This window comes from Fictibacillus sp. NRS-1165 (assembly GCF_050468105.1).
GTDB lineage: Bacteria > Bacillota > Bacilli > Bacillales > Fictibacillaceae > Fictibacillus_C > Fictibacillus_C terrinigri.
Window position 1 is genome coordinate 16283 of sequence record NZ_JBDPNU010000029.1, and the last position, 20299, is coordinate 36581.

The window sequence follows — 20299 nt, forward strand, 5'->3', positions numbered from 1 at the left end:
GTTTTAGAAAAAGGTTGACTTGCATCTTAAAGTTCAGTATTATTCAAACTAACTTAATATTCAGATGTATCTTATCCAGAGAGGTGGAGGGACTGACCCGATGATACCCGGCAACCAGCAGAAATGCATGGTGCTAATTTCAGCAGAACACGCAAATGTTCTGAAAGATGAGAGCCGACGGTGAAAACTGCGACCTCTTCTTTTAGAAGAGGTCTTTTTTATGGCTAACATTTACTCAGATCCTTGCCGCTGTCTAACAACTACATTTTAAAAGGAGAGATTGAACATGAGTGAAGAAAGAGAATATGGTTTTGAGACGGTTTCATTGCACGAGGGACAAAAGGTAGATCCGACAACAGGTGCAAGGGCCGTTCCTATTTACCAGACAACGTCTTATCAATTCAATAGTACCGAGCACGCAGCCAACCTTTTTGGTTTAAAAGAGTTCGGGAACATCTACAGCCGAATCATGAACCCGACACAGGACGCGTTTGAACAGACGATTGCAAAGCTTGAAGGCGGCGTCGGTGCACTGGCGGTGTCATCCGGCCAGGCGGCGATTACCTATTCGATTTTAAATATAGCGGGAGCAGGGGACGAAATTGTAGCTTCCGGTTCTTTATATGGGGGAACATATAACCTGTTTGCCAACACACTGCCGAAGCTCGGCGTCAACTTTAAATTTGCTGAAGTAGATAACCTTCAGTCTTTCCGAGATGCTATTACTGAAAAGACAAAAGCCGTTTACATCGAGACGATCGGGAATCCGAAAATTGATGTGGCAGATATCTCAGCCATTGCAGAAATTGCGCATGAAGCAGGGGTTCCGCTTATCGTGGACAATACGTTTGCCACACCTTACCTTTGCCGTCCAATCGAGCATGGAGCCGACATCGTCGTTCACTCTGCTACCAAATTCATTGGCGGACATGGAACATCCATTGGCGGATTAATCATAGATTCCGGTAAGTTTGACTGGACGAACGGAAAATTTCCCGGACTTACGGAGCCGGATGAAAGCTATAATGGCGTCGTTTATACAGAAGCAGTCGGACCGCTTGCCTATATTATCAAAGCTCGTGTCCAATTGCTCAGGGATCTCGGATCTTGCGTTTCGCCGTTTAACTCGTTCCTCTTTATTCAAGGGCTTGAAACACTTGCGCTGCGTGTTGAACGTCACAGTGAAAATGCACTGAAGGTGGCAAAATACTTAAAAGAACACCCTGCTGTGGACTGGGTGAACTATCCGGGACTGGAAGACAATGAGTACCATGAGCTAGCGCAAAAGTACCTGCCTAAAGGATCTGGAGCGATTCTCACGTTTGGTGTAAAGGGCGGAGTAGAAGAAGGAAGAAAGCTCATTGAAAGTGTCAAGCTATTTTCTCACTTGGCAAACGTCGGGGATTCTAAGTCATTGATTATCCATCCGGCAAGCACTACACATCAGCAGCTCACCGAAGAAGAGCAGCGCAGAGCTGGAGTATCGCCTGAGATGGTACGGCTATCGATCGGCATTGAAACGATCGATGATATCATCTATGATCTGGAGCAGGCACTTGCGGTGATCAGTCCGGTTCCAAGCGGCCAGTAACGGGCTATGCAATCCATTCCCTTTCTACTATACCTAGGGACAAGTTTGTGCCTTTTAGGAAGGGATGATAGGAATGGCTGTAAGGAAGCTTGAGCATATAGGAATAATGGTTGAAAACGTGGAAGAATCGATTTCCTTTACTTGGATGTGATTAAACGAATGAACCACAGCAATCCGGCAAACGAGCTTGTATTCTTGAATCTGGAAGGGGAGATTCTGCTGGAGCTGGTGGCAGGCATGACAGACAGCTGGCTGAAGAAGGAAAAGTGAATCATGTGGCGTTTACTGTAGATGATCTCCCGAAAGAGATAATGGAGCTGAAGAAACAAAGTGTCCGGTTTGCCCAAGATCAGGTGACATCGTTGCCGGATGGTTCACAGTATATTTTCTTCTATGGTCCTGACCGTGAGAGAATTGAATATTTTCAGCCAGGAGCACCGGATTAAAAACCAGGAGGAACCCCCTCCTGGTTTTTATCTGGACCAAAAAGCAAAGTGAACAGAGAGACAAGCAATTTAAATTTTTGTTAGGATGGCCCCATTTTTGGTACACTAACCTGTGAATGAAAAAAGGAGTTTGTGGAATGAAAACTTATAAAGGTTATTTAATTGATCTGGATGGAACGATGTACAGAGGAAAGGAACGGATTGAAGAGGCGGTGCAATTCGTTCAGGAACTTAACAGGAGAGGCCTTCCGTATCTTTTTGTGACGAATAACTCATCAAAAACGAAGGAAGACGTGGCTTCTGTTCTGCACAACTTTGAAATTCCGGCCACTTCAGATCATGTGTACACGACAAGCATGGCTACTGCCAACTATATTGAAAAAATCAAACGTGACGCAACTGTGTATTGCATCGGAGAAGAAGGAATCCGGCAGGCATTATTGGAAAAAGGCTTCATCCTTACTGAGGAGCAGCCTGATTTTGTCGTCATGGGAATCGACCGTTCGATCAACTATGAAAAATTAACGATCGCGTGTCTTGCAGTAAGGAATGGGGCGAGGTTTATTTCCACGAACGGAGATATTGCTCTGCCTACTGAAAGAGGCCTGCTGCCTGGAAACGGCTCGCTGACTTCTGTAGTGGCTGTTTCCACACGGGTACAACCAACCTTTATTGGTAAGCCGGAAGCGATTATTATGGAGATGGCACTCGAAGAGCTTGGCACAGCGAAGGAAGATACCCTGATGATCGGCGACAATTATGATACTGATATTTTAGCTGGAATACGTTCCGGCCTCGATACACTTCTTGTTCACACTGGAGTCACCCAGAAAGAGCATCTTGGCCAAGTTGATGTTCAACCGACCTATACGGTGAATGGATTGGATGAATGGAAAGCATTTGAATAAAAGGAACACTGCCCCCCTCATTGTGAGCATGTCTGACAATAGGGGGCAGTTCCTTTTCCATAAAGCCCGTTTTCATCATTAAGATGCTTCAAACCCGGGGCCTCATTCAGTATTGGCTGCACGGTGGGCAAGACGGCTGGATGCCGCAGCGGCAATCGCACCGACGATATCATCCAGGAACGTGTTTACTTTTCCTGTGGACTTATCGTTCAATTTTTCAAGGATTCCCGGTTTTTGTTTATCAATGAATCCGTAGTTTGTAAAACCGATGGATCCGTATATGTTAACGATGGAAAGTGCAATAATTTCATCAATGCCATACAAACTCTCATCTCGTTCCAGGATTTCCTGAAGAGGGCCTTCCAGCACCTTTTTCTCGGCGAGTATGTCAAGCTGAACCCCGGTCAATATGGCATTTTGCACCTCACGCTTTGCTACGACCCGTTCCACATTTTGGAGGCAGACAGATAAATCAAGGTCAGGATGGTAAGGCACCTGAAGAAAATAAACAAGTTCCGCGATATCCTTTAAAGTTACGCCCCGTTCATTTAGAAGGCGCATAGCTGTTTCCTCAACATTCTCTACCTTTTTCTCTCTCATATAGTTCTCCTTATCTTTCACGACGTTAAGCTTTTTATAGTATATGTGTCCAGACCTAACTTATGAGTCCACCCAAAATTTAATAACCATCATAGGTGTTGGGTCATAGACTATAATTATTGAAGGAGTTGGGGTGAGGCTATGTTCGAGAGGGATATTTATCATCATTACCAATTGTATTGTGAAGACAAGAGAAACATCAGCGGATATCGTTATTTTGTTTCTGGAGGAGAACAATATTTGGTTGTGCCGCAGAAAAAGATTACGATTGACCGGATTGAAGAGATTGTTTATTTCAGCGATTACTTAAGATACAAGGGGGAGACAGGGATTGCGGATCTTTTTCCTACAATGACGAACCTGCCCAATGCCAATATTGAGGGGGAGGCCATCCTCTTATTTAAAATTGAAAAATCAGAGCGCACGGCCTCTGAAAAACGGCAGCTGGGCGAAGAACTTGCCGCCTTTCATAAGAACGGAAGGGAGCTTCCTCCTCCGCCGGCCCCATCGGACAGTTTATTGTATGGAAGCTGGGCTGTCCTGTGGATGAACAGGGTGGATCAGGCCAAAGAGTGGTACAGGGAAGTTTTTGTGAAGCCGGTTAAAACAGAATTTGATCAATTGTTCTTGACTACGTTTCCCTATTATGAAGGCCTTTCAGAAAATGCCATTCAATATATGATCGATTACAACATTGAAGACTCCATGAAGGATGAGGCCGGCCCATCCATATGCCACGAACGCTTTCAGGAAAACTCATGGCTTCAGTTTGAAGAGGATTATGTAAAGCTTCCAACGAGCTGGGTATTGGATCATCCTGTACGCGATATTGCAGAATGGATCAGGTCCTGCGTCTACCAAAAAAACTTTACACCGGAGAGCGTCACATCTTTCCTTGATGATTACGAGAAAGTAAACCCTTTAAAAAGAGAAGGATGGAGGCTCCTGTACGGCCGTCTTTTATTTCCGGTATGGTATTATGATTTGATTGAGAAACATTATAAGGATGAACGGGAAATCGGCAAGGAGCTGTCACTGCATCGATTTACAGAGTATCTGCTGCGGGAAGAGCAGAACGAGAATTTCCTGAGATCATTTTTTCCATTGATTGGCTTGCCTGCTGACCGCCTTCAGATTCCAATCGTTGACTGGCTTCTCCCCAGTACGTAAAAGCGCTCTTCGTGAAGCGCTTTTTTTCATTTCCAGCTCCACGCCTGTCCGGCATTAACACAATTGAACGGGTTAGGCAAACGTGAGAAAATAAAATAAAAAGTTTGGAGTGGTGTCATGAAGCCTTATGTATACATAACAAGAAAACTGCCGGAAGAAACACTTGCCGAGCTAAAAAAAATCGCTAAGGTAGAAATGTGGCAGGAAGAGGATAAGCCGGTGCCTCGCCAAATTCTAATGGAAAAAGCCGAGAAAGCGGCAGGCTTGCTGACGATGCTCTCAGACAAAGTTGATGAAGAGCTATTGCTTCAGGCACGGCAATTAAAGGTAGTGGCTAATCTAGCGGTTGGATTCGACAATATCGATGTTGATGCTGCTTCGAAATGCGGGGTTACAGTCTGCAACACTCCGGATGTGCTTACAGATACTACGGCAGATCTGGCATTTGCTTTATTGATGGCAGCCGGGAGGAGAATAACTGAAGCAGCAGAATATGTTAAAGATGGAAAATGGAACAGCTGGAGCCCTCTTCTTCTTGCCGGTACAGATATCCATCATAAAACATTGGGGATTGTAGGTATGGGCCGAATTGGCGAAGCGGTTGCCAAACGGGCAGCAGGTTTCGAAATGAATGTGCTTTATCATAACCGCCGGCGTAAGCCAGAGGCTGAAGAGAAGCATGGACGGCTATTCTATCGAACGTTTGAGGAATTGCTGAAAGAATCGGACTATATTGTTTGTTTAACACCTCTAACTCCGGATACAAAAGGCCTGTTCAATGAAAAGGCTTTTAAAATGATGAAAGACACGGTGATGTTTATTAATGTTTCCCGTGGCGGTGTTGTGGATGAAACGGCGTTGGACAAGGCTTTGACACAAGGCTGGATCAGAGGGGCGGGTCTGGATGTGTTTCGGGAAGAACCCATCCCGTCAGATCACCCGCTTTTACGCCATGCCAACTTGACAGCGCTTCCCCATATTGGAAGCGCAAGCATTGAGACTCGTCTTATGATGGCAAGACTGGCGGTGAAGAACATCGCTCATGTATTACAGGGATTAAAGCCTCCTGCTGCTGTTAATGAGCGATGAATAGGAATGAGGGTAATGTCGATGAATAGAGAATTGTCAGGTAAAGTTGCAATAGTTACAGGTGTAAGCCGGCTGGAAGGGCTGGGTGCAGCTTTCTGCAGGACACTTGCAGAAGGGGGTGCCTCCGTCTTTTTTACGTACTGGTCCAGCTATGATGAGGGAATGCCATGGGGAAAAAAAGAACGCGATCCCGAAACCCTCTTAAAGGAGTTAAAGGAATATGGGGCTGCTGCCGCCGGCAAGATGGAATTAAACCTGGCGGACGCCGACTCCTATGCACGGCTATTTGATGAAGCTGAAGGAGCCGTGGGATCACCATCTATCCTTGTGAACAATGCTTGTTATTCGGTGAATGATACGATTGAGACGTTGACCGCAGAACATTTGGACAAGCATTATCAAATTAATGTTCGGGCAACGGCTATGCTTTGTGTGGAATATGTCCGCCGCTGGAAGGGAGAGTACGGTGGAAGGATCATCAACATGACGTCCGGCCAATCGAAAGGTCCGATGACGGTGAAATTGCCTATGCGACTACTAAAGGGGCGATTGATGCACTGACTGTTACTCTTAGTGAAGAGGTGGCAGATAAAGGGATTACTGTGAACGCCGTCAATCCTGGGCCGACAGATACAGGATGGATGGACGATGAAATCCATCAGCAGCTTGCTCTCCGTTTTCCTTCAGGAAGAGTTGGAATGCCTGATGATGCAGCCAGGCTGGTCCGATTTCTTGCCAGTGATCAAAGCGGCTGGATTACAGGGCAGATCCTTCATTCCGAGGGCGGTTTCAAGAGAGGATGAAAAATATCGGAGGGTCTCTTTTAATGATAAAAGAGGCTTTTTATATCCAAAAATGAAAGCGCTATCAAAATCTTTACAAAACTCCCGGTTGTCTCAAATGGAAATAGGGTCTACAATTGTCCTTAATATATAAACATATGTATTTTCAGTGAGGACAGGAGTGTTGGCAATGGTTGAGAACGTATCTGTAGGATTATTGGGACTGGGAACGGTAGGAAGCGGAGTCGTCCGAATGGTGGAAGGCCATCAAGAGGAATTGCTTCATCGCGTAGGCTGTCCGGTCTACATAGAAAAAGTGCTTGTAAAAAATCTGGAAAAGGAAAGAGCTTGCGTAATTAAGCCAGAATTATTAACGAGCAGTGCTGAAGATGTAGTGAATCATCCAGACATAGACGTTGTGATTGAGGTGATCGGAGGCATCGAGCAAGCCAGAGAATATATCTTGCAGGCATTGAACAATAAAAAACATGTGATTACAGCCAATAAGGATCTCATGGCGCTGCATGGGGCAGAATTGCTGTCAACCGCAGAAAAAAATGGCTGCGACTTGTTTTATGAGGCGAGTGTGGCAGGAGGAATCCCGATCATCCGAACGCTTGTGGACGGCTTGGCCTCAGACCGAATCACAAAAATGATGGGGATCGTCAACGGAACGACCAACTATATTCTAACGAAGATGGACAAACAGAATTTAACCTTCCAAGAAGTGTTGAAAGAGGCACAGGAGTTGGGTTATGCAGAATCAGACCCGACTTCAGATGTGGAAGGAATCGATGCTGCCCGGAAGATGGCGATACTGGCATCCCTTGGTTTTTCCATGAATATTCACCTTGATGACGTAGAAGTTAAGGGGATTTCAAACATTACGAGTGAAGATCTGGAGTATGCACGCCAGTTCGGCTACTCCATGAAATTAATCGGAAACGCAAGAAAAGACGGGGGCAAAGTTGAAGTGAGCGTAGAACCGACGCTGCTTCCAGACACCCATCCTCTGGCATCCGTCCAAAACGAAAATAATGCGGTATACATTTACGGAGAAGCAGTCGGTGAAACAATGTTCTTCGGCCCCGGCGCGGGGCAGTTGCCGACGGCCACTTCCATTGTTTCAGACCTTGTGGCAGTGGTGCGTAACATGAGGCTTGGTGTGAACGGTAAAAGTGTGGTGGCTCCTCAGTTTGAGAAACAATTAAAGCAAGCGGAAGAAATTGAAGGGAAGTATTTTTACCGGTTGCATGTAAAAGATGAAGCGGGAACTTTTTCTGCACTGACTTCTGTATTTGCTGAAAATCAAGTCAGCCTGGAAAAGCTGCTTCAAAAACCGGTGGATGAAGACGGAGTAGCTGAAGTCGTTCTCGTTACCCACACGACAACGAAGCACCAAAATGAACAAATCTATCAACAGTTAAGAGATACAGGAATCGTTAAGGTCATCAAGAGCCATTACAGAGTTGAAGGAGGAGCATAATGAGCTATAAAGGACTGATCCATCAATATCGAGATTTTTTACCCGTGACAGATGAAACACCGGAACTTTCTCTGCTGGAAGGGAATACACCGCTCATCCCGCTTGAACACCTTTCAAAAGAATGGGGCATTGAGCTTTATGTCAAATATGAAGGTGCGAATCCTACGGGTTCCTTTAAGGACCGCGGGATGGTAATGGCTGTGGCAAAGGCGAAGGAAGAAGGAAGCAAGGCGATCATCTGTGCCTCAACCGGCAACACGAGTGCAGCTGCCGCTGCCTATGGAGCGAGAGCAGGACTTCGGTGCATTGTAGTTATTCCTTCTGGCAAAGTAGCCCTGGGCAAGCTGGCACAGGCTAAAATGTATGGGGCTGAAGTATTTGAGATCGACGGAAATTTTGATGAAGCTCTTCAGATGGTCCGCCGACTAAGTGAAGAAGAACCGGTTACACTCGTAAACTCTGTCAATCCGTTCAGGCTCGAGGGACAGAAAACAGCAGCTTTCGAAATTGTGGATGCACTTGGATCAGCGCCTGGTGTGCTGGCTATTCCCGTCGGCAACGCCGGCAACATCTCAGCGTATTGGAAAGGGTTTAAAGAATACCATGAGAAAAAAGGAAGCGGGCTTCCAAGCATGCAAGGATTCCAGGCAGAGGGAGCTGCCCCGATCGTGAATAACGCCGTAGTGAAGAATCCGGAAACGATTGCCACTGCGATCCGAATCGGAAATCCAGCCAGCTGGAATTTTGCAGTTGAAGCCGTTCAACAGTCCAACGGAGGAGTGAACAGTGTCAGTGACCAGGAAATTGTGGAGGCTTACCACCTGCTGGCCAAAAAAGAAGGGATCTTTGCTGAACCTGCTTCTTGCTCGTCCATTGCGGGCATCTCGAAGCTCGTAAAAAGCGGCAGGCTTGCCAAAGGCACAAAGGTTGTTGCGGTCCTCACCGGAAACGGGCTGAAGGATCCAGAAACAGCCATGGATACAGTCGCAGTCAATCCGGTTACCGTTTCCAATAAAATCGAAGAATTACGGGAGGCCATGAAGGGTTGTGTTCTAAAATGACCTTTTCTCCGTTTTCCGTTCAGGTCCCGGGCAGCACAGCAAACTTAGGGCCAGGCTTTGACTCGATTGGTTTGGCGATCACGATGTACCTGACAGTGAACGTGTGCACGTCTTCACATTGGAAAATTTCCTATATTGGAAAAGAGCTGCAAGAGCTGAATGGGGAAAAAACGAATCTTATTCAGGAAGCAGCATTGCTGGTAGCAAAGGAGTATGGTAAAGAACTGCCTTGCTGTTCCCTTGAAGTGGAGAGCGAGCTTCCTTTATCCAGAGGTCTTGGAAGCAGTGCTGCAGCTATTGTTGCAGGCATAGAGCTGGCAAACCGCGTACTCTCACTTTCTTTGTCTAAAAAAGAGAAAGCCTTAATAGCCTGCAGAATGGAAGGTCATCCTGATAATGTTATCCCTTCGCTTAACGGAGGATTGGCCATCAGCTGCTACGGAGATAATCGTTTGGAAACCGTACAAATACACGATTTAGCGGTGGAAATGGTGCTTGTTATCCCCTCCTTTGAACTATTGACGAGCAAGGCGAGGGAAGCTTTGCCGAAAAGTCTGCCTCATTCTCAGGCGACACAGGCGAGTGCGGTAAGCAATGTACTCGTTGCTTCCTTACTTACGAACGACTGGAAGACGGCAGGAAAAATGATGGAGAGAGATTTGCTGCATGAGCCTTATCGGCAGCGCTGGTTCCCTGATTTTGCGGAAATTAAGCAGAAAGCGTCGGATCATGGCGCATATGGAACAGCCATAAGTGGCGCAGGACCGACAGTCATCTGCTTTGTGCCGAAAAATAGCGGTAAACGGATCAAGGACAGCCTGGCATCTGCATTTGAGGGGTACGTCTGCAAAACGGTAATGCCGGACTCAATAGGAGTCCGTGTTGAGCAGCTCTCACTCCCTGCATAAATAATAAACCCCCGTGAAGGAGCTGTGTGTCCAAACAGTTTCCGTCACGGGGGTTTTTATTGTTTATCTTCAATTAGAATACTTGTTCCAGCTCAACGACACCTGGCACTTCTTCAAGAAGAGCACGCTCGATCCCTGCTTTTAAGGTAATGGTTGAGGAAGGACAGCTTCCGCATGCACCCATCAAACGCACCTTAACGATTCCGTCTTCGATGTCAACGAGTTCAACGTCACCGCCGTCACGAAGCAAAAATGGGCGTAATTTATCTAGAACTTCTTCAACTTGCTCACGCATAGAAATTTCCGTAGCCATAATAAAATGCTCCTTTCAATAGAAACTTATCTTTATTATACGGGTTTTGAATGAAAAAATCCATGTGCACGTATCACAACCTTGAAAAGAATTCAGCTTTATAATCGAAGAAGAATCTATTACAATAAAAGAAAGCAGGGGACTTCAAACTGGGGTGAGAAAATCGACATGAGTCATATCACAATTAAAGTTTTCGGCGGAGAACAAAAATGTGCGAGCTGCGTAAACCTCCCGACATCAAAAGAAACAGCAGAGTGGCTGGAAGCGGCCATCTCCCGAAAATTTCCCGATCAGCTTTTCCGTATAGAATACGTGGATATCTTTTCGCCGACAGAAGGGGAAAACCAAAGATTCGCTCTTCAGATCGTGGAAGAAGACCTTTTCTATCCAGTCGTTGTAATCAACGATGAAATTGTAGCAGAAGGAAATCCAAGACTAAAAGATATTTATGAAATCATGGAGAAGCATGGCTATCAATGATCTTTATTCGACAAAAGAAAAATCCATCGGGTGATCACTCGATGGATTTTTTTACTTTAATTTTGATATTTATAGAGCCAGAGGATACCAGACTTTAACAGGCGGGGAACTCGGCCGATAAGTGAAGCTCCTCCCATCGTACCAAAACCGCTCTTCTTGCCCAGGGATCCCATAACACCTTTCAGCTTGATCTCTTCAAGCTCAGGCATCGGTTCATTTCTCCATTTTTTAAGAAGAATATCTGAAATTTGTTCTGCCTGTTCCTCTGCAAGCTGTGCACTTGGAGAGAATGGCATGCTCGCACAGTCACCGACTACAAAAACATTTTCGTCGTTTGGAAGATGGTGATATTTGGTCAGTTTTACACGGCCTTGAGCATCTTTTTCCACATCAAGCTCACGTACGAGCTTGTTTGGCTGAATGCCGGCGGTCCAGACGATGGCATCGCATTCGATAGCGGTGTCGTGATTGTATAGCACATTTTTTTCGACGCGTGTAATATTAGAATTATTGATTACTTCAACACCATGCTGAATGAACCAGTTTTGTACATAGTTGCTCAACCGGGGTTTAAAGCCATTAAGGATGATCGGCCCGCGGTCAAACAGTTTAATGTTAAGATCGGAACGGCTCTCGCGAAGCTCACTTGCAAGCTCAACACCGCTCAACCCGGCACCGACAACACCGACTACGCCGTTATGAGGCAGGTTATTTAAAACTTGATACGTCTCACGGGACTTATCCACACTCTGGATGCTGAGTGTATATTCATCTGCACCGGGGACATTATGATATTTATCTTCACACCCTAAGCCAATAACTAATTCATCATACGTCACAGTTTCATCATCTAATAGGTGGATTTGTTTTCCGGCAAGATCAAGGCCGGTCACTTCTCCGTATTTTACCTGAAGCTGTGGATGTTCAGGGAACGGCACCCGGATATGGTGGTCGGAAATGGTTCCAGCAGCGAGCGCATAATATTCAGTTTTTAAACAATGATAAGGAAGCTTGTCGATTAAAGTAATTTGGACGTCGGATGGAAGCTCAGATGAATTGAGCAGGCGCTTCATGAGGCGCATTCCCCCATATCCTCCGCCAAGCAAAACTAGGTGTTTCATTGTGTTTCCCTTCTTTCTATGGCACTATGTTTACTAAAGTCATCAATAATTGCAGCAAACGTTCTTTACAGGCTTCATCGGAAGCGATTTCACATTCAAACACTTCTAAGTATAGCATTTTACTCTAATTTCTCAACCATTTTCACGAAAAACTAAGAGTGAGAAGTGAAAGGGTTTGACTGTCCACTTCGGACAAGATAGGATAGAAAAGTAAGGCGAGGTGATAAGATGAAGCCGATAATTGAATTTTGTGTCAGCAACCTGGCCAACGGCTCACAGCGTGCACTTGAAAAATTAGAACAGGATTATGACCTTGATGTGATTGAATACGGCTGTCTCGGATATTGTGGACAGTGTGCCCGTTCTCTATTCGCTTTAGTGAACGGAGAGATTGTTCACGGAGAATCTCCGGATGAACTGGTCGGGAACGTTTATAAGTTTCTTGAAGAAAACCCAATGTTTTAAATAAAAAAAACTGGCTCATCACTGGGCCAGTTTCTTATTTTTATGAATGCTGATATTGTCTGTTCAGCCAAGGCTGAATCCTAGTATATAACACAATGAACAGAAGGGTGATAAGCAAACCCTTGATCACATTGAAAGGTGCAATCCCTACTAAGATCAGGTTCATCATCGCCTCACCGGACATTTGCGGCGAGTTAAGGAACCAGGTGTAGGCGGGAAGGATGAGCACGTAATTCAATACTCCCATGGCTAGGGTCATTAAAACCGTTCCACTGACCAAGCCTGCGGATAAGCCTTTTGTTGTACGGTATTTGCGGAAGAAGTAGGAGACTGGAATAATGAAGATCGTTCCGGCGATAAAATTCGCCAGTTCTCCAACCGGAACACCAGTCAGGTTGCCGACCATTCCGTAATGAAGAAAGTTCTTAATGGCTTCAACCCCAATCCCTGCAAGCGGTCCAAATACGATCGCTGCAAGAAGCGCAGGAACTTCGCTGAAGTCGATTTGAAGAAAGGACGGAAGACCCGGAAACGGAAAATCCAATAACTGTAATACGTACGCAATGCTGCTTAGCATGGAAACAGCCACCATCTTATAAACTTTTCCCTTTTGCATGTTGAAATCTCTCCTTTGTTGCGCCATCTCTGATTTCAAATGCAGTGCACCCCTGCCAACATTATAAAACCCTTAGCTTAATTCAAAGCTAAGGGAGAGTGTCAGGCATCACCAAAGAAACATAAAGGAATAGCACGTCCTTTGAATGCTGTTGAGCGAGGGCTCAGTCATTTTACAATAGACCTCTTTATTGTAAAAGAACTGAACGATGCACCGTCATCTTCTCCCATCCAGACTTTACTGTCGGCTCTGGAATTACACCAGATCAGCAGACAAGAAGCGCGAAACGTTGTCTAGCTTTAAACGCCTAAAGCCCCACGTCACTTTACTCCCGCCAAAAAACAAAAAGGCGTTTTTATGGTCAGTGGGTTCCAGTGCTTGTCGGCTGTAAGCGATGCGTTTCAGCTCTTCTTATGAGCTCACGGGCTAATGAAGAGGGAATCTTCAAATACCGCCGGTCGGGAATTTCACCCTGCCCCGAAGATGGATCGCTATTTTTTTGTAGAATACATTGCTTATTATACTGTATAAAAAGGAATTTGGGAACTGTTTTGACTTACAAAAGTTTAGTTGCTTTCTGAAAAAGAAAAAGATTATGAACGGAAAAGAATGGGTAAAAGAAATAACACAGCTTTTTGGCCATCTGGTATACAATAGGTGAGGAGATGATAAACACAAGGAGGGGAACCCTGGATGTTGCAACAAAAAAGCCAGTCGATATGCTGACATTTGAGAATTCTTGGCCATACGATAAAATGATGGACGATATTTATATAAATGAATGCCCGTTCTGCGGCAAATCCAATGTGCTGACAACCTTTTCTGAAGAGAAGCTGAACAGTGCGAAAGAGGGCATCAAGCAGCTCTTGGTTATGCCATGCTGCCACAGCAAGCTGACGATCTTAAACGCAGATGATGATTACTTCTGGACTGAGGAAAAGTTAAGATAAAAGCTGCCGGGTATGTCCGGCAGCTTTGTGTCTAATATTCTTTAATAATGTTGTAGAAGGTATCACGTTCTACAGGTTTTTTATTGGCTGTTTTAATTAAATGAACCAGTTCTTTACGAGTGATGCCTTGTGAAGTAAGAGCACCCACAGAGTGAGAAATTCTTTCCTCGATCAATGTTCCATGAATGTCATCTGCTCCAAATGTTAATGCCATTTGTGTTAATTGGACGCCGATGTTGATCCAGTATGCTTTGACGTGGTCGAAATTATCCAGCATCAAGCGGCTGATCGCGATGGTTCGCATGTCATCAAATGCTGATGTTCGGCGCATAAGCCCCATGGAAGCTGTTCTTGGCTGCATCGCAAGCGGAATAAACACCATAAATCCGTTGGTTTGATCCTGAAGCTTGCGAACTCTGTCCATATGGATAAGGCGTTCTTCTTTAGTTTCAATTGAACCGTACAGCATGGTTGCATGCGTGCGAAGTCCAAGGCCGTGAGCGATCTCATGTGCTTCGAGCCATTGATCGGTGGAAGCTTTGTCCGGACTCATCTTTTCACGGTAGCGTTCTGTCAAAATTTCTGCTCCGCCACCAGGCATGGTATCCAAGCCTGCTTTAACAAGCTCTTCAAGCACTTCCTTCATTGATAAACCGGATAATCGGGCGAAGAATTCAATCTCTGCTCCAGTATAAGCTTTGACAGCCGCATTTGGATAATGTTTTTTTAGTGCACGAATGGTGTCCAGATAGTAATCAAAAGGCACTTCATTATTATGGCCTCCGACAATGTGAAATTCACGGATATTATCATTCCAGCGTTTTTCTACATACTCAAGCAGCTGTTCTTCGTTCATCGTATAAGCGCCTTCTTCACCAGGCTTTCGTTTGAAACCGCAGAAACTGCATGTTGCCTCACATACGTTAGTCGGGTTAATGTACATATTTTCAATAAAATAAACATTATCTCCGTTTTTCCGGGCATTTACTTCATTCGCCAATTGTGCGACCCCTAGAATATCGTTGGTTTCGTATAAAAACAGTCCATCCTCAATGGAAAGACGTTCACCGTTACGGACTTTTTCAGCAATGTCATAAATTTTTGTTTCTTGTGTAATGATCGCCATTACTTTTCCCCCGTTCTAAATAATATGTATATACGATCTATTGTGCAGGAATGGATCCTGCGAAATCAAACTTTTTGATTGCTGCCTTTATCTTGAGCGGACTTTTTTTACTAAAGAATACGCAGTCTATTATACGCTCATTTGTTTGGAAGGACAAGGAAGGTACAATTTGCCTGCTATATCACATTTGTGTAACAAAAATTAATTTTTTTTTACTTTTCAAAGATAATCAAGACAAAATGATAAAAATATAGCAGAATACATAATGTTGAACGTCTGACATTGTAAAAATATTGAATATAAAGTAGAATAATGGAACCACCAGGTTTTGAACCAGGGAGTGTTACAAATGACCAATACCGCTGATTGCGAACGGCTGAACCATTATAATGAGCAGATCGAAGTGCTCCGCGAAAAGATGATTCAGACAGCCGGCCTATTTGGACTGAATCATCCGGAAGTGTTAAGTTATAGCCGTAAAATTGATGAAACCCATAACCTTATACTGAAGATTGAAAGAGATAAGTCATTTTAAAGGGCAGGCCGAAACCTTGAGAGTTTGGCGCTGCCCCTGTATAATAAAGTTATAAAACCTTCAATGAAGGAGAGTGCAGAGAGATGATCGTAAACTTTACAGATGCCGCAGTAGGCAGAATTAAAGAGATGCTTGCAGCAGAGGAAGAAACAGGACTTTTCCTTCGTGTCGGAGTTAAAGGCGGAGGATGCAGCGGCCTTTCATACGGCATGGGATTTGATAAAGAAACCCAAAGCAACGATCACCAAGAGGAGATTAACGGCCTTAAGATTGTTGTGGATGATGAAAGTGCCAAGATTTTAAATGGTACAACTGTTGATTTTAAACAGAACATGATGGGCGGAGGATTCACGATTAACAATCCGAACGCGATTGCTTCTTGCGGATGCGGTTCCTCCTTTAAAACAGCAACTAATGCTGGAACTCCAGAAGAGTGCTAATACAATCAAAAAAACCTCCCTGCTTGCCGATTCTGGCTGGCAGGGAGGTTTTTTTTGCAATATTTACGGTTTTACAGAATATGTTTATACCACTTGATCAATCATCCTGTAGAGGGAGAGAAGAGTGGAGATGATGAACCGTCACGCGCAACGCTTGGGAAACGTGCTGTCATGGCTGCTGGCCAGCCTTTCTGTATTGCTCGTATTTGCAGCTGGATTTGTTTTCGGTGGATGGCCCGGTCTCCTGATGATCACTGTGCTGTGGCTCTTTCTCTACCGAAGTGTGTCATAAATGAAATATGTCATTGAAGTACGCAGACAATCTAAGGGAAGGCCAGGGCTAACTGTCGAAATCGAATTCAATACGAGGGAAGAAGCAGAAGCTTACCTGCAAAAGACCTATGAAGATTACGTTAAAGGGCAGGAATCAACGGTGGATTACGAAGTGGCAGTGATCAATGAACAGCAATTTCAAAATGAGATATTAATAAGGAAACGAAATGAAAAAGGAAAAAAGGTGTTTAGCCTGCTGCTAACCACCTTCATAAAAGAATATTAATTCCCCAGATAAAGAAGAAAGATCAGTCCGATCAAATCACTCACGATTGATAATCCCATCATGACCCATTTTCTTCTGCCGGTATTCCGGCTGCTTGCCATCATTAATCCGGTTCCAAGTATAAAGCATGCGATGCCAATGATGATATATATGTTCATCGTTAATCTCCTTATTTATGTACGAAAAAACCCGGTGTGCCGACACCGGGTCATATTTATGGGTTTATGAGCAGCTCTTGTCTGCTAAACCAATTGTATCACATATCATACAGCTAATCCAAGAACCACTTTATTCCAGCGAGTCTTCGAGCTTTATTAATAGCTGCTTAAGCTCGGGCAGCGATTCCCGGACATTTTCAAGAAAGGACTCATCGGTAATGTGGAGGGAACTGGCTTTACGCTGAAGTTCCTGAAGCAGTTCGGCAGTATATAGCTCGTCTTCCGTCCATTGGCGGTTCATAAAACTTTATTCCTCCTTTGCGTCCCGCACTTTTTCATTAGAATAGGCTGGTGCTGTGCTGAGGCTGGGTTTTCGCTTTAGGATCAATATAAGTCTTCGCGTTGTTGACAGCGGTTGGAGCCTCTCCGAATCCTGCAGCAATCAGTTTGACTTTTCCATCGTAAGAACAAATATCTCCTGCCGCATAGATCCCCTTCACGTTTGTTTCCATTCGAGAGTTCACGATTATCGAATTTCGTTCAATATCAAGTCCCCAGTTCTTAATCGGTCCTAGAGAAGATACAAATCCATAATTGACGATGACAGCATCCACCTCGATTTTTTCTTGCTCCTCACCATTTTCCAGAATCACATGGGTAATCTTTTCACCGTCATTTGCAAGCTCTTTAATCTGATACGGAGTTTTAATTTGTACATTGGAATTCAGCAATTGTTCGACACTGTGTTCGTGTGCCCGGAATTTAGGGCGCCTGTGAGTAAGTGTGACTTCTTCAGCGATTGGCTCCAGCATGAGTGACCAATCCACCGCAGAGTCTCCTCCGCCTGCGACTAAAACTTTTTTGCCTTCAAAGGCTTGAAGATCATTCACGAAATAATGCAGATTTTTTCCTTCAAAAGCTTTCGCCTCATCGAGCTCCAGACGTCTTGGCTGAAACGCACCGACACCTGCAGTAATGATCACCGCTTTGGAATAATGCTTATCTTTATCTGTTGTCAGTTCAAAATGTTGTTCTTTTTTCTCAACGCTTTGAACGGATTCTTCGAGTACAATTTCCGGATTGAACTGCTCTGCCTGGACTTTTAGATTGTTCACAAGATCCTGGGCAAGCACCTTCGGGAACCCGGCTACATCATATATGTATTTTTCTGGATATAAGGCAGCGAGCTGTCCTCCGAGCTGTGGCATGCTTTCAATGATTTTTACTTTCATTTGGCGCATTCCTCCATAGAATGCTGCAAACAATCCTGTCGGACCTCCGCCAATTATCGTAATATCATACAGATTTTCTTCTGTCATACTTCCACCCCCGAGAATATTATCATTCTCCCTCCATTATAGTAAGAATGAGAGGGAAAGGAAAGGATAATACAAACAATGTGATTTCATGGCCGATGCTGGACCTAGAGGGTGTATTGTCTATGTCAAGGGTTTATCGCTTTTTTTCAAAAAACGGTTGAAATATAAGAAGAAAAGGACTAAGATGAAATAGGAAAAAACATGGGGAAATTGTGACAGTTTTCGTCTTTATTTTTGTCCTACTACGTGAAATACGTCACAAACTTTTTGTCTATCATATTTCCTTATTGGTTAGGTCAAACTATAAAAAATCTGAACTGGAAGTGATCATATGAGTAAGCCAAAAATTTTAATTATTGGTGGAGGATACGGCGGTATGATGTCAGCTGTCCGCCTGGAAAAAGAGCTTGGTTTAAACAATGCGGATATTACGCTTGTCAACAAGCATAACTATCACTACCAAACCACATGGCTTCATGAAAATGCGGCTGGTACGCTGCACCACGATAAAACACGTATCATGATCGATGACATCATCGATACAAACAAAATCAACTTTGTACAGGATACGGTTGTTGAGATTAAAAAAGATGAGAAGCGCGTAATCCTTGCAAATGGTGAATTAACGTATGATTATCTTATCATTGCTCTTGGATCAGATCCTGAAACATTCGGAATCCAAGGCTTAAAAGAACATGCATTCAGCATCCGCAGCATCAATTCTGTCCGTGAAATCCGCGAACACATTGAATATAACTTTGCTCGTTACAACAACGAAGGGCAGAAACAAGAACTGATCAATATCGTTGTCGGCGGTGCTGGTTTTACAGGAATCGAATTTGTCGGAGAGCTGGCTGACCGTGTTCCTGAGCTTTGCAAAGAATATGATATTCCTCGTGAAAAAGTTCGTATCGTTAACATAGAAGCCGCTCCAAACGTTCTTCCTGGATTTGACGAAGAGCTCGTTGAATACGCGATCAACAACCTTGAGCGCCGCGGTGTTGAGTTCCTCGTGAACACACCGATCAAAGAATGTAACGAAGATGGCGTTCTTCTTGCTTCTGGGGAAGAAATTAAGGCCGCTACTGTTGTTTGGACTGGCGGAGTACGTGGTAACCACCTGGTTGAAGAAGCTGGATTCGAAACCATGCGTGGCCGTGTAAAAGTTGATAAAGACCTTCGCATGCCTGGATATGACTATATCTTTGTTGCAGGTGACTGTGCTCTTATTATCAATGAAGAAATCAACCGACCTTATCCCCCAACCGCACAAATTGCCATTCAGCAGGCTTATACGATTGGCCGCAACTTGAAAACGCTGATCAATGGCGGAGGGCAGCTTGAGGAATTCAAGCCGGACATTAAAGGTACTGTAGCTTCTCTTGGTAAAGGTGAAGCGATCGGCGTCGTTGGAAACAAAAAATTATTCGGTTCCACAGCTTCAGCCATGAAAAAAGTGATCGATAACCGTTATCTTTTCTTGCTTGGCGGCATTCCAATGGTCATCAAAAAAGGTAAACTTAAATTATTTTAATGCCTGACGGCATGATATGATGAGAGCAGAAGTCCTTCGGGGCCTCTGCTCTTTTTATGTTTAGGAGGGATTCACTTTTATGAGTTCGAAGAAAAAGAGAGGGAGTGTCTGGCTCGCAGCCGCAGGGCTGGTCATCCAGGACGGCAAATGGCTCGTTGTTAAGAAAAAGTATGGCGGGCTAAAGGGCAGATGGTCCATTCCAGCAGGTTTTGTGAACCAAGGTGAAACGGTGGATGAAGCTGCTGTTCGTGAAGTGAAAGAAGAAACAGGGATTTTGAGCAGAGCCATCCATGTGCTCGGTATCCGAACGGGCGTTATCAAAAGTGAAATCAGTGATAATATGGTTGTTTTTCTCCTTGAAGCTGCTGGCGGAAAATTAATGCCTCAGCAGGGAGAGATAGAGGAAGCACGGTTTCTCACCCCCGAGGAACTGAAGGCTGACCCTGCGACCTCGATGATGGTTCACCATTTTTTAAATGAGAAAACTGAAACCGTAATCGAGCATTTAAATCCTGGTGATGTCTTTGGGTACACCTCTTATAAAATTTTTGATAATCGTTGAAATTGTATGAAAATAGAATGTATGACTAGATATCTTCTCATGTTTACGCTTACATGGACGATATGGACGGAAATGATGCC

25 protein-coding genes, 1 pseudogene and 1 riboswitch are annotated in these 20299 nt (G+C 44.4%); of the genes and pseudogenes, 18 read left to right on the forward strand and 8 right to left on the reverse strand.

The features are described from left to right. Positions 1-68: 68 nt before the first annotated feature. Positions 69-174, forward strand: a riboswitch (SAM riboswitch). A 112-nt stretch (positions 175-286) separates the two neighbouring features. From ABHN01_RS14290 to ABHN01_RS14300, 3 genes are all read left to right on the forward strand, one after another. After that, positions 287-1591: a homocysteine synthase gene (locus ABHN01_RS14290; RefSeq protein ID WP_429876107.1), complete on the forward strand. Its 1305-nt coding sequence runs from the start codon at positions 287-289 to the stop codon at positions 1589-1591. Positions 1592-1857: 266 nt separating this feature from the next. Next, positions 1858-2037, forward strand: a complete 180-nt coding sequence (locus tag ABHN01_RS14295; protein WP_429876108.1) for a VOC family protein — start codon at positions 1858-1860, stop codon at positions 2035-2037. A 137-nt stretch (positions 2038-2174) separates the two neighbouring features. Continuing rightward, positions 2175-2945, forward strand: a complete 771-nt coding sequence (locus tag ABHN01_RS14300) for a TIGR01457 family HAD-type hydrolase (protein ID WP_429876109.1) — start codon at positions 2175-2177, stop codon at positions 2943-2945. A 102-nt stretch (positions 2946-3047) separates the two neighbouring features. Here ABHN01_RS14300 and ABHN01_RS14305 read toward each other — a convergent pair whose 3' ends face one another. Beyond that, positions 3048-3545, reverse strand: coding sequence for a phosphatidylglycerophosphatase A family protein (locus ABHN01_RS14305; RefSeq protein ID WP_290398471.1), 498 nt, complete (start codon positions 3543-3545; stop codon positions 3048-3050). A 141-nt stretch (positions 3546-3686) separates the two neighbouring features. On the opposite strand from ABHN01_RS14305, the gene yutH reads away from it, so the two are divergent. The 6 genes and pseudogenes from yutH to thrB all read left to right on the forward strand — a co-directional run bounded on the left by yutH (position 3687) and on the right by thrB (position 10041). Beyond that, complete coding sequence (yutH, locus tag ABHN01_RS14310; protein ID WP_290398472.1) at positions 3687-4715, forward strand: spore coat putative kinase YutH; 1029 nt, start codon at positions 3687-3689, stop codon at positions 4713-4715. Between the two features lie 117 nt (positions 4716-4832). Further along, positions 4833-5804 carry a 2-hydroxyacid dehydrogenase gene (locus ABHN01_RS14315; protein ID WP_429876110.1) on the forward strand — a complete coding sequence of 324 codons (972 nt, stop codon included), beginning with the start codon at positions 4833-4835 and terminating at the stop codon, positions 5802-5804. 21 nt (positions 5805-5825) lie between these two features. Continuing rightward, positions 5826-6607, forward strand: a pseudogene (locus tag ABHN01_RS14320) (SDR family oxidoreductase). A gap of 169 nt (positions 6608-6776) precedes the next feature. Next, complete coding sequence (locus ABHN01_RS14325; protein ID WP_429876111.1) at positions 6777-8072, forward strand: homoserine dehydrogenase; 1296 nt, start codon at positions 6777-6779, stop codon at positions 8070-8072. Then, positions 8072-9133 carry a threonine synthase gene (gene thrC / locus ABHN01_RS14330; protein WP_429876112.1) on the forward strand — a complete coding sequence of 354 codons (1062 nt, stop codon included), beginning with the start codon at positions 8072-8074 and terminating at the stop codon, positions 9131-9133. Before ABHN01_RS14325 ends, thrC begins: the two co-directional genes overlap by 1 nt. Continuing rightward, positions 9118-10041 (forward strand): homoserine kinase, encoded by a 924-nt coding sequence (gene thrB, locus ABHN01_RS14335; protein ID WP_429876113.1) that lies wholly within the window; start codon positions 9118-9120, stop codon positions 10039-10041. The genes thrC and thrB overlap by 16 nt, the downstream gene beginning before the upstream one ends. Positions 10042-10114: 73 nt before the next feature. Here the strand turns inward: thrB and ABHN01_RS14340 are convergent, their stop codons facing one another. Continuing rightward, complete coding sequence (locus ABHN01_RS14340) at positions 10115-10354, reverse strand: NifU family protein (RefSeq protein WP_290398478.1); 240 nt, start codon at positions 10352-10354, stop codon at positions 10115-10117. A 168-nt stretch (positions 10355-10522) separates the two neighbouring features. Here ABHN01_RS14340 and ABHN01_RS14345 point away from each other — a divergent pair, with 168 nt between their 5' ends. Beyond that, entirely contained in the window at positions 10523-10834 is a 312-nt protein-coding gene (locus ABHN01_RS14345; RefSeq protein WP_429876114.1) for a YuzD family protein, read from the forward strand. Positions 10835-10890: 56 nt separating this feature from the next. Here the strand turns inward: ABHN01_RS14345 and ABHN01_RS14350 are convergent, their stop codons facing one another. Further along, positions 10891-11955 (reverse strand): NAD(P)/FAD-dependent oxidoreductase, encoded by a 1065-nt coding sequence (locus tag ABHN01_RS14350; protein WP_290398480.1) that lies wholly within the window; start codon positions 11953-11955, stop codon positions 10891-10893. Positions 11956-12183: 228 nt separating this feature from the next. Between ABHN01_RS14350 and ABHN01_RS14355 the strand changes: the two genes are divergently transcribed. After that, positions 12184-12420: a YuzB family protein gene (locus ABHN01_RS14355; protein WP_290398481.1), complete on the forward strand. Its 237-nt coding sequence runs from the start codon at positions 12184-12186 to the stop codon at positions 12418-12420. 40 nt (positions 12421-12460) lie between these two features. On the opposite strand, the gene ABHN01_RS14360 is transcribed toward ABHN01_RS14355, so the two are convergent. Continuing rightward, positions 12461-13036: an ECF transporter S component gene (locus ABHN01_RS14360; RefSeq protein ID WP_429876115.1), complete on the reverse strand. Its 576-nt coding sequence runs from the start codon at positions 13034-13036 to the stop codon at positions 12461-12463. 665 nt (positions 13037-13701) lie between these two features. On the opposite strand from ABHN01_RS14360, the gene ABHN01_RS14365 reads away from it, so the two are divergent. Then, complete coding sequence (locus tag ABHN01_RS14365; protein WP_429876116.1) at positions 13702-13986, forward strand: hypothetical protein; 285 nt, start codon at positions 13702-13704, stop codon at positions 13984-13986. Between the two features lie 31 nt (positions 13987-14017). Here the strand turns inward: ABHN01_RS14365 and mqnE are convergent, their stop codons facing one another. Then, positions 14018-15112 carry an aminofutalosine synthase MqnE gene (mqnE, locus tag ABHN01_RS14370; protein WP_290398484.1) on the reverse strand — a complete coding sequence of 365 codons (1095 nt, stop codon included), beginning with the start codon at positions 15110-15112 and terminating at the stop codon, positions 14018-14020. Between the two features lie 349 nt (positions 15113-15461). Here mqnE and ABHN01_RS14375 point away from each other — a divergent pair, with 349 nt between their 5' ends. The 4 genes from ABHN01_RS14375 (at position 15462) to ABHN01_RS14390 (ending at position 16646) form a co-directional block, all read left to right on the forward strand. Further along, the gene (locus ABHN01_RS14375; RefSeq protein WP_290398485.1) at positions 15462-15647 is read left to right on the forward strand and encodes an aspartyl-phosphate phosphatase Spo0E family protein; all 186 of its coding nucleotides are present in this window, start codon (positions 15462-15464) and stop codon (positions 15645-15647) included. 83 nt (positions 15648-15730) lie between these two features. Beyond that, complete coding sequence (locus ABHN01_RS14380) at positions 15731-16087, forward strand: HesB/IscA family protein (protein WP_290398486.1); 357 nt, start codon at positions 15731-15733, stop codon at positions 16085-16087. Positions 16088-16220: 133 nt separating this feature from the next. Continuing rightward, on the forward strand, positions 16221-16379 hold the full coding sequence (locus ABHN01_RS14385) for a hypothetical protein (RefSeq protein WP_429876117.1): 159 nt from the start codon (positions 16221-16223) through the stop codon (positions 16377-16379). Next, positions 16380-16646, forward strand: a complete 267-nt coding sequence (locus tag ABHN01_RS14390; protein WP_290398488.1) for a hypothetical protein — start codon at positions 16380-16382, stop codon at positions 16644-16646. Here the strand turns inward: ABHN01_RS14390 and ABHN01_RS14395 are convergent. From ABHN01_RS14395 to ABHN01_RS14405, 3 genes are all read right to left on the reverse strand, one after another. After that, positions 16643-16804: a hypothetical protein gene (locus ABHN01_RS14395; protein WP_290398489.1), complete on the reverse strand. Its 162-nt coding sequence runs from the start codon at positions 16802-16804 to the stop codon at positions 16643-16645. The two genes, ABHN01_RS14390 and ABHN01_RS14395, sit on opposite strands and share 4 nt — an antisense overlap. Positions 16805-16934: 130 nt before the next feature. Beyond that, a complete protein-coding gene (locus tag ABHN01_RS14400) occupies positions 16935-17105 on the reverse strand; it encodes a hypothetical protein (RefSeq protein ID WP_429876118.1) in 171 nt (56 codons plus the stop codon). Positions 17106-17142: 37 nt separating this feature from the next. Continuing rightward, entirely contained in the window at positions 17143-18123 is a 981-nt protein-coding gene (locus ABHN01_RS14405; RefSeq protein ID WP_429876119.1) for an NAD(P)/FAD-dependent oxidoreductase, read from the reverse strand. Between the two features lie 331 nt (positions 18124-18454). On the opposite strand from ABHN01_RS14405, the gene ABHN01_RS14410 reads away from it, so the two are divergent. Next, complete coding sequence (locus ABHN01_RS14410; protein WP_290398492.1) at positions 18455-19657, forward strand: NAD(P)/FAD-dependent oxidoreductase; 1203 nt, start codon at positions 18455-18457, stop codon at positions 19655-19657. Between the two features lie 79 nt (positions 19658-19736). After that, complete coding sequence (locus ABHN01_RS14415; protein WP_290398493.1) at positions 19737-20219, forward strand: NUDIX hydrolase; 483 nt, start codon at positions 19737-19739, stop codon at positions 20217-20219. Positions 20220-20299: the final 80 nt, after the last annotated feature.